The organism is Antarcticimicrobium sediminis (genome assembly GCF_004348975.1).
GTDB classification, from domain to species: Bacteria; Pseudomonadota; Alphaproteobacteria; order Rhodobacterales; family Rhodobacteraceae; genus Antarcticimicrobium; species Antarcticimicrobium sediminis.
Window position 1 is genome coordinate 35,930 of the sequence record NZ_SMFP01000016.1, and the last position, 13,968, is coordinate 49,897.

General features: G+C 58.4%; 14 protein-coding genes and 2 pseudogenes. 2 read left to right on the forward strand and 14 right to left on the reverse strand.

Annotated elements, in window-relative coordinates; genetic code table 11:
* Positions 1–90 precede the first annotated feature (90 nt).
* The 13 genes and pseudogenes from E1B25_RS18530 to E1B25_RS18590 all read right to left on the reverse strand — a co-directional run bounded on the left by E1B25_RS18530 (position 91) and on the right by E1B25_RS18590 (position 11,562).
* Complete coding sequence (locus E1B25_RS18530; protein WP_132831078.1) at positions 91–2,010, reverse strand: FAD-dependent monooxygenase; 1,920 nt, start codon at positions 2,008–2,010, stop codon at positions 91–93.
* Between the two features lie 338 nt (positions 2,011–2,348).
* Positions 2,349–2,438: pseudogene (locus E1B25_RS18535) on the reverse strand (transposase); the annotation flags it as partial.
* Between the two features lie 123 nt (positions 2,439–2,561).
* Complete coding sequence (locus E1B25_RS18540) at positions 2,562–2,831, reverse strand: GSU2403 family nucleotidyltransferase fold protein (RefSeq protein WP_132831079.1); 270 nt, start codon at positions 2,829–2,831, stop codon at positions 2,562–2,564.
* A gap of 20 nt (positions 2,832–2,851) precedes the next feature.
* Positions 2,852–3,424 (reverse strand): NYN domain-containing protein, encoded by a 573-nt coding sequence (locus E1B25_RS18545; RefSeq protein ID WP_132831080.1) that lies wholly within the window; start codon positions 3,422–3,424, stop codon positions 2,852–2,854.
* A gap of 39 nt (positions 3,425–3,463) precedes the next feature.
* Positions 3,464–3,847, reverse strand: coding sequence for a hypothetical protein (locus E1B25_RS18550; protein WP_132831081.1), 384 nt, complete (start codon positions 3,845–3,847; stop codon positions 3,464–3,466).
* A gap of 251 nt (positions 3,848–4,098) precedes the next feature.
* Positions 4,099–4,233 (reverse strand): annotated as a pseudogene (locus tag E1B25_RS22615) (IS110 family transposase); the annotation flags it as partial.
* 254 nt (positions 4,234–4,487) lie between these two features.
* A complete protein-coding gene (gene argE, locus E1B25_RS18560; RefSeq protein WP_132831082.1) occupies positions 4,488–5,639 on the reverse strand; it encodes an acetylornithine deacetylase in 1,152 nt (383 codons plus the stop codon).
* A gap of 49 nt (positions 5,640–5,688) precedes the next feature.
* Positions 5,689–6,426, reverse strand: a complete 738-nt coding sequence (locus E1B25_RS18565; protein WP_132831083.1) for a DUF1028 domain-containing protein — start codon at positions 6,424–6,426, stop codon at positions 5,689–5,691.
* Positions 6,427–6,443: 17 nt separating this feature from the next.
* On the reverse strand, positions 6,444–7,247 hold the full coding sequence (locus tag E1B25_RS18570; protein ID WP_132831084.1) for an ATP-binding cassette domain-containing protein: 804 nt from the start codon (positions 7,245–7,247) through the stop codon (positions 6,444–6,446).
* Positions 7,247–8,107: an ABC transporter ATP-binding protein gene (locus tag E1B25_RS18575; RefSeq protein WP_132831085.1), complete on the reverse strand. Its 861-nt coding sequence runs from the start codon at positions 8,105–8,107 to the stop codon at positions 7,247–7,249. Before E1B25_RS18575 ends, E1B25_RS18570 begins: the two co-directional genes overlap by 1 nt.
* A gap of 1 nt (position 8,108) precedes the next feature.
* A complete protein-coding gene (locus E1B25_RS18580) occupies positions 8,109–8,936 on the reverse strand; it encodes an ABC transporter permease (RefSeq protein WP_132831086.1) in 828 nt (275 codons plus the stop codon).
* Complete coding sequence (locus tag E1B25_RS18585; RefSeq protein ID WP_132831087.1) at positions 8,933–9,895, reverse strand: ABC transporter permease; 963 nt, start codon at positions 9,893–9,895, stop codon at positions 8,933–8,935. Before E1B25_RS18585 ends, E1B25_RS18580 begins: the two co-directional genes overlap by 4 nt.
* Positions 9,896–9,957: 62 nt before the next feature.
* A complete protein-coding gene (locus E1B25_RS18590; protein WP_132831088.1) occupies positions 9,958–11,562 on the reverse strand; it encodes an ABC transporter substrate-binding protein in 1,605 nt (534 codons plus the stop codon).
* A 192-nt stretch (positions 11,563–11,754) separates the two neighbouring features.
* Between E1B25_RS18590 and E1B25_RS18595 the strand changes: the two genes are divergently transcribed.
* Positions 11,755–12,354: a helix-turn-helix domain-containing protein gene (locus E1B25_RS18595; RefSeq protein WP_165937677.1), complete on the forward strand. Its 600-nt coding sequence runs from the start codon at positions 11,755–11,757 to the stop codon at positions 12,352–12,354.
* Between the two features lie 176 nt (positions 12,355–12,530).
* Here E1B25_RS18595 and E1B25_RS18600 read toward each other — a convergent pair whose 3' ends face one another.
* Complete coding sequence (locus E1B25_RS18600) at positions 12,531–12,842, reverse strand: NIPSNAP family protein (RefSeq protein WP_132831090.1); 312 nt, start codon at positions 12,840–12,842, stop codon at positions 12,531–12,533.
* Between the two features lie 281 nt (positions 12,843–13,123).
* Between E1B25_RS18600 and E1B25_RS18605 the strand changes: the two genes are divergently transcribed.
* The gene (locus tag E1B25_RS18605) at positions 13,124–13,735 is read left to right on the forward strand and encodes a TetR/AcrR family transcriptional regulator (RefSeq protein WP_132831091.1); all 612 of its coding nucleotides are present in this window, start codon (positions 13,124–13,126) and stop codon (positions 13,733–13,735) included.
* Positions 13,736–13,968 lie beyond the last annotated feature (233 nt).

Below are 13,968 nucleotides of genomic sequence, written 5' to 3' on the forward strand. Positions count from 1 at the left end.
GTAGGCGGGGCAATATTAGAGGGACCCCCGTCGCGCTGAGATGATAGATTTGCGCCCATTTCTCAGGGTCACCTCAATAGGTTGTGCCCCTCAGACTGGTCGCAGAAACTCCGCAAAGAAGTTGGACAATTCTGCGTATCCATTCAGCGGCAGTACGTGGGCAACATATTGGTCGGGGCGAACCACAACCATGCATCCACGTTCACGGTTAAGCCCGCGCATGTCAAAAATGTCGCCTGCCCCCTTGTGATCGACACAGAAGACTTTTGCATGATCATGCAGGCCATATCTGCCTTTAGCTGGCTTTAAGAGTGACGGCATTTCATCGTAGGCAAGGGCATCGAAAGTCTGCTGGAAGATCGCCCTGAAGTCTATCAAACCGTCGATATCTTCGTCGGCGCGCGTGTACCGGGCCACAGGGGAGGACGGGTTTTTCTCTAGCCAATCCGAGAGCTTATGAATTTCTGAGCTTTTGGCGATGTTGTCCCCGGCTCCTGCGAAGGCGTAGATGCGCCAACGTCCGTCGGCCTCGGCGACATGGCCGAGCTGCATCTGCATTGCGTCAGAGAACCGTACGACCGGAGCCGAGTGGAACCTTTTCCCCACAATCTGTCCACGGGCTAGCGCTTGATGGGTGTCCGGCCCGACCAACGCCGACGGGGCATAGTGCGCAGCCAGCCCACCGGTAAACTCGAGGTTCTCGATGAACTGCTTCTGGATGCGCGGCATATCGGAACCATCTAGGTCGGACTCGCCCGGAGGTGCTGACATGATCCTCGCCCATTTGTGGTCGGTGTCAACGAGGCGCTTGGCCTCGGCCCAGCGTTCGGCGGAGTAACTGTGTAGGATGTTTGGATCCGCCCGTTTCCGGAACACATGCGCCAGCTTCCAGCCGAGGTTGAAGGAATCTTGCATCGACACATTCATACCCTGCCCCGCTTTCGGACTGTGCGTGTGGCACGCGTCTCCCGCGGTGAAGACCCGCGGATTACGGGTCTCTTTCTGCTCTTCCGGGACATCGTCAAACCGGTCAGTCATGCTGTGACCGATCTCGTAGACCGACCACCATACTACCTCTTTCACGTCGAGCGAGTAGGGCTTCATGATCCTGTTCGCGGCGGCAATCATGTCCTCAGAGGTCAGGTTGCGACCGGCGACGCGCTCATCGGGATTGAGTTTATCGAGTTCGACATACATGCGGAAGAGATAGCCGCCTTCGCGCGGCAGGATCAGCATGTTGCCCTCGGCCTTAGAGGCAACGATGCATTTTTGGCGAATGTCTGGAAAGTCGGTATTGGCTAGGATGTCCATCACCCCCCATGCCTGATGTGCGGCATCGCCGTGCAGCGTTCCACCAATCGCTTTGCGCACGTTCGAGCGGGCACCATCGCAGCCAACGACGTAATTGGCGCGCACGGTGTGAGTCGCGCCAAGGTTCACGCCGGTATTTTCGAGCGTGACCGTCACGGGGTGATCCTGCGTGGTCTCGTCGATGGTCAGGTCCTTGACGGACCAGCCATAGTCCGGCTCAAGCCGCTTCGGCGACTTTCGCATCACGTCAAGAAAGAGCTCATGAATGCGGGCTTGGTTGATCAGCGTATGCGGCATCTCGGAGGAATCGTCAGCCACATCCTGCACCCGACCAATACGGCGGATATGTGCGGGCATTTCCGGGTCGGGCGTCCAGAAGGCTGTCTGGTTCACCCAATAGCTCTCGCGCTTGACCTTCTCGCCAAATCCAAAGGCCTGAAACATCTCCATGGTTCGGGTATTCACCCCGTCGGCTTGCCCCTTCTCCATCGGGCCCGGCTTGCGCTCGACGATCATGACGTCGATTTCAGGGAATTGGGAAAGCTGTGCAGCAAGGCAGAGGCCTGCGGGCCCGCACCCGGCGATGAGCACATCCACCTTTTCAGGGAGCGGGGCAAAATCGCTGTACGCGCGGCGGCAGGGCGCGGCCTCTTTCAGGTCGGGATCACCGGCGCGAAAGCCATCCAAGTAATACTGCATAAGCTCTCCTCCTAATTATGTAGATGTGAGCATTCGCTCGGGTCAAGTATATGCTACCTATACTTACTATATGGAGTCAAATAGAAAGTATGCTTATCATAGGCAGTATGGAAATTACCAAAAAAATACCATTTTATGAAGTGTACGCGAGCGGTGGGCGCCAGTGGAAATTGGTCACAGGATCTGGCCAACGCGAACCAAGATCAACATATGGCGCCCAAGGGGTGCCCTTTCCACATCTAGGCCCGAGTTGAATGAGTGCCCCAAACGGTACAATCTCAATCCTCCGCACACTTCCCCTTAGCATGATCTAAGGTCATGATTTCGGTAACGGTTCCGTGCCGAACCGTTTCTCCGGAAGAGGCGGGGACGGGACTGACGCCACATAATGCCGCGAAGCTTGCTTCGGATTTCAGCCGGTCAGGGTTGGCTGCAGGTTTCCGCCCCCATGGTCGAAGCCGGCGCCTGCCGCCTGAAATTATCGGCCATGCCATCTGGCGCTACGGTCGCTACCACCTCGCATTCCGAGGGCGCTGGGGCAACTTTTACGCTTAAACACCCAGATCCGCCAGTTGCGCCGATGTTTCGGGCATGCGCGCCGAGCTGGCCATGATCCGCGCACGCCAGCGCGGCCCGCGAGACAGGGCTTCCTCATAGGCAAGGGCCAATTCGTCGGGACGGTCCTCTGAGAGCACTGCAATCAGAAAGGCGGCTTGCGCCCGGTCGTTGCGGGATTTCAACCGTTCGGCCTCACCGTGGCGCTCCCGTGACGAACTTGTCCCATAATGCTCCCTTCCATTCCTGAGAAAGGATCGCACCATCAAACCGTGGGATCAAACACCTAGGCAGACTGACCGCCGATATTCAGCCAGATCCTCCCAGAGGAATATCCGCCACGGATCAAGTGGCCAGGCTGGTACACCTCTGGATGCTGGTCAGCCCAGTCACGGAAACGGTCGTTCGTCACTATCTTTGCCCCTAGGTCGCGCGCGGCGGCTAGGATTACCGGGTCAGCGGGCGTCCCCTTCGGAACCACCATCACACGCTCCTCTGGAATGCCCAGGACTTTCGCAAGGGCTCCGTCATGCAGATACTTCCCGGCCAGAAGGTATCCAGCGTTGGCGTCGAACATGACGCCGGGCGTATAGCCGAGCGCCGAGAGATGGCCAACAACTTCCTTCACGGTCTCGATCTGGGGCGTACCTTCACGCCAGTGCATGACATTTGATCCGTCGACGATGACCCATTGTTCCTTCTGTCGCTGGGTGCGCCTTGTGACCGCGCGGACAAGCAGGAAGACACTTGCTAGAAAGCAGGGTCCGGAAACGATTAGAAAATCCGACCAGTCCGGAACGAGCAGGGTCGCCGCCACAGCAATGCTGGAAGCCAAGAGTAAAACAATCGGAGCAATCATAAATACTTTGTACTCTGCTCCCCGCTGTGCCGCCAGCCCTCACCACAGCGGGTCGTCAGCACCTGTCAGCGGGTCTCTCGGGGTGTCTGCAGTCGTCAGCGTGTCAGCGGGTCGGATGGTTCGGCGGCAAGGCGTTGTCACGTCAACGAAAGAGGATCGGTGTCCCAGATTGATGGTCGCTTCAAGTGGTGCCGGACGCCGCTTTCCAAGCGCCAATAGCTTCCATCCGGTGGTCATGATGGCCTGGGCGTTTCGGCGGCGTGCGCGACGGAAAAGCAGTTGCAGGTTGCGAAGTGATCCGAGATGAAACGCTGCAGCCCGCCAGCTGAACTGATACCCGGCATCGTTTTCTTGTTTGCGGAACGGCAGGTGTGAGGCCTGAGCAATGCTCTGATGTCCTTTTTCAAGTATTTTTGCACTCAAATGGGGGCGCTGAAGCGTTTATTGCAATCTGGACGCCCAAAGGTGGGCGCGAAGTCTGAAGACGTCAGTGAACAAGCTCTGATGCGTGGGCTGGATACCGTAGGACCGAATATGCGTCTCGGGGCTATTCCTATCTTGCGGCGGGTATCAACCGGAGGTTGGCCACAAAGCGATTGTCGGATATTCCCCTGCCGTTGATCCCGTGCATGCCATTGAGCGCACGAAGGTGATGGTCAGCCGGCAGGCATGGCTCAGCGTACTGTATCCCATATGAAAGCTGCCATCTCACGCGCAATGGCGGTGGTCACATCCGTCGACTTCTTTCCGCGCTGGACGAGCTTGCGATACCGCGTCGTCAGGCGTGTCCGCGCTTTCCAAGTGATGTCTTGCACCTCTGCTGGGATTGTCAGGAGCCCTCGCAGGATGAACAGATCAGCCTAGGTATCGACCACATCGACAGAATTGAGCTTACGCTTTACGCGGATCAACCCATTGACCGGCAGGCGATGCATGCATCGCCGAGAAGGTGGCGCTTCCTTCGCGCGCTTCTCGCCCTGCGGGCCAATGCGCCGCTGGTCTGGTTTTGCGCCGCCATGTTGCTGGCTTTTCATTCGCCGCTGACACAAGGTCGTTCCTTCTCCTATTTGCAGAACTCCTGCGCAGCGCGCCGGAGCATTGCATCCGCCTTGGCAAGTTGACTGCGTTCCACATATTCGTCAGGCCGATGCGCGACGGAGATTGAACCCGGCCCGCAAAGCACAGTCGGAAGGCCAAGTTCGCGCAAGAACAGACCTGCTTCGGCCCCGAAAGCCACCTTGCTGTGATCGTTGCGCCCGACGATATGCTTCATCGCGCTCACCAGTGGCGCGTTTGCGTTGATTGCATGGGCCGGGTATTCATAGATCTGCTCGAAGGTTGCCGAAGCCCCCGGAAAGCGCTGTTGGGCTTCGGGAAGGATGCGGCTGAAAACTTCGCCTTCAATGCGATCAAAGATCTCTTGCTGGTCGACTTCCAGTAGGTTCCTGAACTCAAAGGTGACGGTGGCATCGGCCGGGACGATGTTAATAGCGGTCCCGCCTTGGATCATACCGACGGACAGGGTCGAATGGACAAGGTCGAAATCAGCGTCGCTTGGGCCAGCCGCCAGGTCCGCCGCGACGCCCTTCAGGAACATGACCAACGCTGCCGCAGATTCAATGGCGTTCTGACCTTGCGGCGCAAGGCTGGAATGTACTGCGTGACCGGTGAAATGGCAGCGATAGGCGCGCCCGCCTTTATGGCCGGTGACGACCTGCATCAGCGTCGGTTCCCCGACGATGCACATAGCTGGCTTTTGACCCCGATCAGAGAGGTCACGCAGAAGCGTTCGCACACCGATGCACCCGATTTCTTCGTCATGTGACAGCGCAAGATGTACGGGGCGCTCCAGATTCATCGCGATCAGTTCCGGCACAGCCGCCAGCGACGCCGCTACGAAGCCCTTCATATCCGCCGAGCCTCGGCCAAAAAGTTTTCCGTCGCGATTAGTCAGGGTGAACGGATCAGACTGCCACACCTCGCCCACCACGGGCACACAGTCGGTATGGCCATTCAACACCAGGCCGCCATCCCGGTCGGGGCCGACGGTCGCCCAAAGGTTCGCCTTGTTTCCAGTTGCGTCATGGATCAGGCGCGAGGCGATACCAAAAGAGGAAAGATAGTCCTGAACATAGGCCATCAATTCCAAGTTGGATTTGGCGCTGGTCGTATCGAAGGCGACCAGATCGCGGAGAATACGTTCGGTGGGTGTCATTGTTTCAAAGCCTTTGGGGCGCCGTCAAAGAGGTAGAAGCGGTTGGAAGTCAAAGCCCGCCAGAACCACCAGGACGATAGGGCGGCGGCGTCATTAGCATCGACGTTACCCCGGATGGCAACTCGGCAAGCGGATTGGCGCGTGTCGGCATGCCTTTGGTGAAGGTCAAAAGCTGGTGCTTTGCGATTTCGAAGATCCGTCGCAATTCAGCGACGGGATTGCGGTGTTCGTCGACACGGACGTCCAACCAAGGGTATGCCTCGCGGTTGAAGACCTTGAGCGCGGCGGATTGTTTGCCCCGCTTGTCGCCGCCCGCCGCTTGTCCGGCTTCCAGCACCAACATCAACCGCTCGGGCAGGTCAAAGGCTTCGCTGGCCTTTGCGGCAGCCGCCATCGCCTCAATCGTTGCGGCCCCGATCAGCATATTGCCCTGTACCGTAAAGCCATCGCCAACGATATGGCCTGCCCAATCCACACAGCTTGCACCCGTGTGGACCGCAGTGCGCCCCTGCCCATCGACGATACCAATCTGACGGTCATCACGGCCCGTATCATCGGCCAGCAAGCGTGTCAGTGTGTCCTGTGCGCTCAATCCTTCTTCCAACAGCTTGAGGCCATCAATCCCAAGGTAGGGATTGACCCAGGATTGTGTCGCTATCGCGCCAACACCTTCCTTGATGTAACTGCAAAGGCCGCCCACGGCCGGAACTGCGGTCGATACCGCTACGCCCAACATACCGGTCCGGGGACAACGGGCCGCGATTGAAAAGGTGTTGAATTGGAACATTCTATGTCTCCTTGGTTTCAGAGGGCGCGCATCAGTTTGCGGTGGTCAGGGACCGCCGCGATCAGGGTTTTGGTGTACTCGTGCTGCGGATCGCCAAAAACTTGATCCGCCTCGCCATATTCTACGACACTGCCGTGGCGCATGACTGCAATCTGATCACTGACCTGTCGGATCACAGCGAGGTTATGGCTGACAAAGATCGCGGTCAGGCCCAAATCACGCCTGATGTCATCGAACAGGTCCAGCACCTGCGCCTGCACCGACACATCCAGTGCCGAGGTTGGTTCGTCCGCGAGCACCGCCTCGGGCTGTAATATCACTGCCCGCGCGATTGCGATGCGCTGTTTTTGCCCGCCCGAAAGCTGGTGCGGATGCCGGTCGATTGCGTCTTTCGGCAGTCCGACGCGCTCAAGGAGTGCGGCCACCTTGGCCCGCCTGCTATCCCGGTCGCCGATGCCATGAACCTCAAGCGGCGCAACAAGGATCTGGCCGATGCTTTGGCGCGGGTTGAACGAGGAGGCGGGGTTCTGAAAGATTGGCTGGACCTTGCGCCGGAACGCCTTCAACTCGGCACCTTGTAAGGTCCAGATATCCTGCCCATCAATCTCAACTGTGCCAGAGCTTGGCTTTATCAAGCGTAGCGCCATGCGCAACAGTGTGGATTTTCCCGAGCCGGATTCACCAACGATGCCAAGTGTCTGCCCGCGTTTCACCGCAAGTGTCACGCCGTCCACGGCTTTGACGCCGACAGGTTTCTTGAACCAGCCCGTGGCTCCAAATTCCTTGCTGACGGCCCGAATTCGGATCAGGTCCTGCGACATTACACGCCCCCTTTACGGCGCGGGCCGTGAATGCTGGGCGTCGCTGCCAGCAACATCTTTGTATACTCCTCTTGCGGGTCCATAAAGATCCGCCGCACCGAGCCCTGCTCGACGATCCGGCCATGGCGCATGACGTAAACCCAGTCACAAAGCTCTGCCACGACGCCAAGATCATGGGTGATGAACATGATGGAGGTGCCGCGCGTGTCGCGGATGTCGCGCAAAAGGTTCAGAACCTGCGCTTGCACCGTGACATCCAGCGCGGTGGTCGGCTCGTCAGCGATCAGCAGGCCTGGCGCAAGGGCAAGGCCCATCGCAATCATGGCGCGTTGTTGCATGCCGCCTGAAAACTGATGCGGAAAGGCACGGGCTTGCTGTTCAGGGCGGGCGATCCCCACCGTTTCCAACAGCTTCGCGGCGACACCTGCCACAGATTTCAATCGCTGGCCGCTGTGTAGGGAAATGGGTTCGGCCACTTGCAATCCCACCCGCATCGTCGGGTTCAGCGCCTGCATCGCATCTTGCGGGATCAGCGCCATCCGGTTGCCGCGCAGGTTACGCATCTGGGATTCGCTTTGCGTCAGAATGTCGACATCTCCCAGCCGCACCCTTCCGGAGGCCACACGCGCCTGCTTTGGCAACAGTCGTAAGGCTGCAAGTGAACTCAGGGTCTTGCCGGAACCGGACTCGCCGATCACCCCGACGATCTCTCCCGGCATCACGCGCATCGACACGTCATGGACCACAGGGGTCCAGACGCGACGACGCGAGAATTCGATGCTTAGCCCCTCGACTGAAAGGGACGCTACGGTGTCGGGTTTGTCGTGAACCCGGGGGTCTGATGAAACTTGGCTTGCCATCTCAGTCCTTCATATGCGGATCAAGCGCGTCGCGCAGGCCGTCCCCGATAAGGTTGAAGCCGATGACGGTCAGAAAGATTGCCATGCCGGGTGCAATGCTCATGATCGCGGATTGCGCCATGAACCCGCGCCCGGTGTTCAGCATGTTGCCCCATGTCGGTTCGGGCGGCTGCGCCCCAAGCCCAAGAAAAGACAAAGCTGATTCCAGCAAGATCGCATAGGAAAAGGCAATCGCCGCCTCGACCAGCAGGGGGGCCACGATATTTGGCGTGATTTCCCGAAACAGGATCCGGGCATGGCTCATCCCGATGGCGCGCGCCGATTCAACATATTGCTCACGCAGAACAACCTCGGTCGCGGCGCGGGCCAAGCGGGAAAAGCCCGGAATAAACACGATGCCGATGGCGATCATCGCGTTCAGCACCGATGTGCCAAGGCTTGCCATCAGAACCACCGCCAACAAAATGGCGGGAAACGAGAATAGCAGCTCCATGAAGCGCATCAGGATCATGTCGGTGATGCCACCGAAATAGGCTGCGGTCACCCCGATGACCGTGCCGAAAATCAGCCCGATACCGGCAGCAATGAACGCAACCTGCATCGAAATCCGAGCGCCATAGATGATCCGTGACAGGATATCGCGCCCGATTTCGTCGGTGCCGAGCCAATGGGTCGCACTGGGCCCCTGCAGCATGACCATATAGTCAAGATCATAGGGCGAATAGGGCGCGATGAGAGGCGCAAAGATCGCGCAAATCAGGATGGCCCCGACAATGACAGCCCCAAAGATGACCGGGCGCCAGCGATAGAAATCGAAACCCTCGCTCATGCCTGACTCCCTTTTGAGCGGCGCGGATCCAAGAGCGCCACGCAGAGATCGACGGCCAGATTGGCCAGAAGCACAAAGACGGTGATCGCCAGCGCCGCCGCCAGCAACACCGGATAATCCCGGTTGATGATGCCGACCAGCACAAGCGAACCGATGCCTGGGAGCTGGAAAATGTCTTCAATGACGACGACCGAGCCAAATAGAAACCCAAGCTCCACCGCCGCGACGTTGAAATATGGGATTGCGGCGTTTCGCAAACCATGGCGTTTGATGGTCAGGACTTCAGAGGCCCCCTTTGCCTTGGCCGTGCGAATGTAATCGCGTGATAAAACCTCAAGCATGGATGCCCGCATGATGCGCAGCAAAAGCGCGGAAGATACAAGGCCAAGCGATAGGGCAGGCATGATCATCAACTTCAGGTTTTGCACGGAATCTTCGGAAAAAGGGATAAAGCCGCCGGGGGGAAGCCAACGCAGTTTGATGGAAAAAACCATGACAAGCAGCGTGGCCAGCCAGAAATTCGGCATGGCACCGAGGAATGAGGCCAAGGTTGAAAACACCCGATCTGCCCCGCGACGATGGCGCGCCGCGGCGATGGTGCCCAAGGGAAAGGCGATCAGATTGGCGATAAGAAAGGCCAGGAAAGCCAGTTCCAACGTCACTGGAAGACGCAGCAGCAATTCCGGCCCAACCGGCACGGCGCTTTGAAAGCTTGTTCCCAGATCCCCCTGCAGGGTTTGGCCCAGCCAGTCGATATATTGCACGACCAACGGACGATCCAGCCCCCGCGTCGCCTCGAAGCGGGCTATGGCCTGCGGAGTTGCGTCGATGCCCAAGGCCGATCGCGCCGCCGATCCGGGGATCACGTTGATCGCAAGGAACAACACGGCCGATGCAGCGAACAATGTCAAAAGGAACGCCCCGAGCCGCGTCAGAACCAAGCGGGCCATGCTACACATCTTTCCAATTCAAAGGGTGAGGCCGCCCTTTGGGGCGGCCCCTTTATTCTCTTTCCGGTCGATCAGCCTTCGAGCCACGCGTCCTTGAGCGTTTTGAGGAATCCTGTCCGCATCGGTTTGTAGTTCTTCAACTTGTCCGTATAGGCGATCAGCAGATAGGCGTTGACCAGCGGCACAATCGGCATTTCCTCAAGCGCCAACTCCTGTTGTTGCTTGTAAAGCGCCTTGCGTTCTTCGATCGACGTCGCCGATTTCGCATCACGCAGCAGCTTGTCCATCGCTTCAGAGGACGACTTCTGTACGTTGATGCCGGTGCCGGAAGCATAGTTATTGTAGACAAAATCATCCGGATCGGCGAGGGGGCTGACCCAATACATGGTGGTTATGTCAAAGGCGCTCGGTGCCCAGACCTCGTCCCAATAGCGCGGGATTTCCATGGTCTTGATTTCCGCCTTGATGCCGATGGCGGCAAGGTTGGCCTGCAGGATCGGCGCCATAGCCACCATCGCGGGGAAGGAAGATGCCATCGTCATTGAGGTTGTGAAACCCTCGGGCACACCGGCCTCGGCCAAAAGCGCCTTGGCTTTTTCGATGTCGCCTTGAGGCGTGAACGCGGTGATGCCGGGGTAGGCCCAGTTCCACTCGGGGATCACACCACCCAGAAGCGGCTTTGCCTGACCAAAGAAGGTCGCGGCCGTGATGGCCTGACGATTGATCGCATAGGCAATGGCCTGTCGCACCTTCGGGTTGTCCAAGGGAGCGATGGTGTTGTTCATCAACAGCCAGTAATAGCGCGACCCTTCCAAGGTCTCGCCAACGATGCCTGGAGAGGTAGAGACGCTCGCCCAATCCTTCGGCGGAACTTCGTTGGTGAAATGCACGGTGCCCGAGATGACAGCATTGGTAAGCGCTGTGACATCCGGGATCAGGTGGAACTCCATCCCGTCGAAATGGGGTTTGCCTTCCTCGTAGAACTCCGCGTTCTTCTCGAACTTGACCATGGAGCGAGGCTGGTAGGAGATGAACTTGAAGGGGCCGCTTCCGACCGGTTGGGCGTTCAAGTCATGGCCGCTTTCAATCAATTTCTTCGGCACGATCGACGATCCGGGGAAGGCCATATAGGTAAGGAAGGGACCGGTCGGTACGGTCAGCGTGAACTTGACGGTCAGCGGGTCAACAACATCGACGCTTTTGATCGTCTCGATCTGCGATTTATAGGAATAGCCGGAATCCTCGGCGCTGAGACGGTCGAATGTGAACTTCACATCCTCCGCCGTCAAAGGATCGCCATTGTGGAACTTCACGCCGTCGCGCAGCTTGAACGTATAGGTCAGACCATCTTCGCTGACCTCGAAGCTTTCGGCCAAATCAGGGTAGGGCAGGGCATCAGGGTCGACCGACATCAGAGTGGAATAGACCTGCTCGATGATGACGTGGGACATGCCCGATGGCCCCATTGCGGGATCGAAACCGGCTGGGTCGGCGGAGAAGGCAACCTTCAGGATGCCCCCGTTGACGGGGCTTTCCTGTGCAGCAAGTTTGCCGGGGAAGACCGACAACCCCGCAAGGACCGCTGCGGCGCCGGTGCTTGCCAGAAGGCCGCGGCGCGTAAGATTCAAACCACGGATAGACTTGGATCCAGCCATTGTGTTCTCCTGATTGTTCAACGCTATTCGTTCCGGGGTGCTTCACGAAACTTGAATGAGCTTGAACAGTATTACAATTTGACCGTCTGGCAAGTAAAATTGTAGAACGAAATGGGCGGAGTAAGTTGTAGTGACCATTGTTTCGGCGCGTTGTTTAATTCTCGTGCAATCTCCCACCAGTCAGTACGGCGGCGCCGATCAAGGAGAGCGAAAATGCCAGACACCCAGCGCGATACGCCCGACGTTTCTGCCGAAGCCCCCGCGAACCTCGGCGACAAATTGCGCCACCTGCGCCGTAAGAGCGGGCTGACCTTGAAGCAATTGGGCGCGTTGACAGGGTGCTCGGAAAGCATGCTGTCAAAAGCTGAGCGCGGCCATGTTGTGCCAAGCCTCGATCTTTTGTCCCGTATCGCCATGCAGCTTGACACCTCGATCGCGGGTCTTTTTGTCGATGCGCCGGAGCGGTCTTGTTTCGTGTATAAGGAAGGTGAGCGGCCCAAGATGGAGCTCGGGGCGGCGACCAAGGATGGCCACACGCTGCTGGAGCGCTTGATTCCCTATGCGCAGGGGCGACAGTTGAACGCGAACCTGCATGTTGTCGCCCCCGGAGGTGGGTCTGCAGGGGCGCTTTCACATGACGGAGAAGAGGTGGGCTTCGTGATCGACGGCTATATCGAGATCACGGTCGACAACGAGACCCATCTGGTTGGTCCGGGCGGCTCTTTCTTCTTTCATTCCGAATTGCCGCACCGCTATCGCAATATCGGAACGACAACCGCGCGTATCGTCTGGGTGAACTCCCCGCCCTACTGAGGGGGCATCGGCCTTGTTGCAGTTGGTCCGTGCAAAAAGGTCGGCCGCCGAGGACTCTGATCACTGACAGGCTACGATCTGCCCGGGATCGAGCGCCGCTCACACAAGGGGTTGAGCAAACCGGCAAAGCCGTCTGGTTTACTGGAGAACAGAACGGGGGCTTTGCCGGCGGCTGCTCAGCCGCACGGCGAGAATGCTGTCGGCAGCAGGAATACGCTCTCCTGGTGATCGAGGTAGGGCAGGATCTTTGGTGCGAAGGCCTGCCATTCCGGGTCGGCGCCGAGCTTGGCGCGTTGGGCGGTGCGGTGGGCGTAGTCGTCATAGGCCCAAATGAACACCACCGAGTTCAAGGGTCCGCTGTCGGTGACCCAGCAGCCGATCAACTTGGCATAGCGGGTGATAATCTCCAGGCCCCCGGCCTCGTAGATGTTCAGAAATTCGGGGGCTTTGCCGGCGGTAATCCGGTAGGTACGCTTTTCATAGATCATGGGAATCTGCCTGCTATTGAACGGTATCGGGGCGTGCTGTCTGTGAAATTAAAGACCCGTTTTCCTGGCGATGCAACCCATAAGTCGTCGATTGACGACATACTTGTCCGGGCGTAGACTCTCAAATCACGGGAGATGCCTTGGCCTTCATGAGTTGATACGCTAAGGCCAGATCGGTTTGTGGCGGGGGTGTTATCTTGAGAGCAAAGTCCGACGCGTTGAGAGCGAATGCCCGGCGAACCGGCGACAAGCCCGCGACCGCCACCGGTGGCACAGCGCGCATGTCGCACGCCGATCGGCGCGCGCAGATCCTCAGCACCGCCTCGGATTTCTTTGCCGAGAACGGGCTGACCGGGCCAACCCGTCGCTTGGCCGAAGCCGCGGGAGTGTCGCAGCGGCTGCTTTATCGGTTTTTCCCGACCAAGGAAAACATCGTTGCCGAGGTCTATCGCGAAGAGATCCTCGGTGCATTCAAGGGCAAGTGGTTCGCCGACCTGCAAGATCGCAGTCTTCCAATAGAGCAACGCATTACGACGTTTTACGTCGATTATCTGGACACCACGCTCACCCGCAAGTGGATGCGGCTGTTTCTCTACGCGTCACTGGCCGACAGTTCGATGGCGCCGGATTACATTGCCAGCATCGTCACTCAGTTGCTCGAAGTGCTGATAAAAGAGGCCGCAGCCGAACTCGACGTAACCCTGCCCGACGACCGCGCGATGATTCACGAAATGGCTTGGACCCTGCACGGGGGCATTTCGCATTACGCGATTCGGCGACACATCTACAAAGCGAGCCTGCAGGTTCCCGAGTCCTCCATCGTCGCCATGCATGTGCACCTTTTTCTGGCGGGGCTGGGGCCGATGATCGAAGCCTGTTCGGACGCTCGCTAGGCCCGCCGCCGCCCCTTACGCTTCTCAAAGTGCTGAATTTTCCGGCGTCCTGCGGCGTGCGGCACCGGTTCCGTATGCGGTTCAGGTGTTTCAAGTGGTGATATAAGTCGTCAATTGACGACAAGAAATCGATTCGCTAACGTCAAGCCACAGAAGTCAAAGGACCATACGGCGAGTTGGTCCCCGTAGCGCGGTGTTGCGGGGCGGCTCGAACGGATAGCCAACAGGAAGAA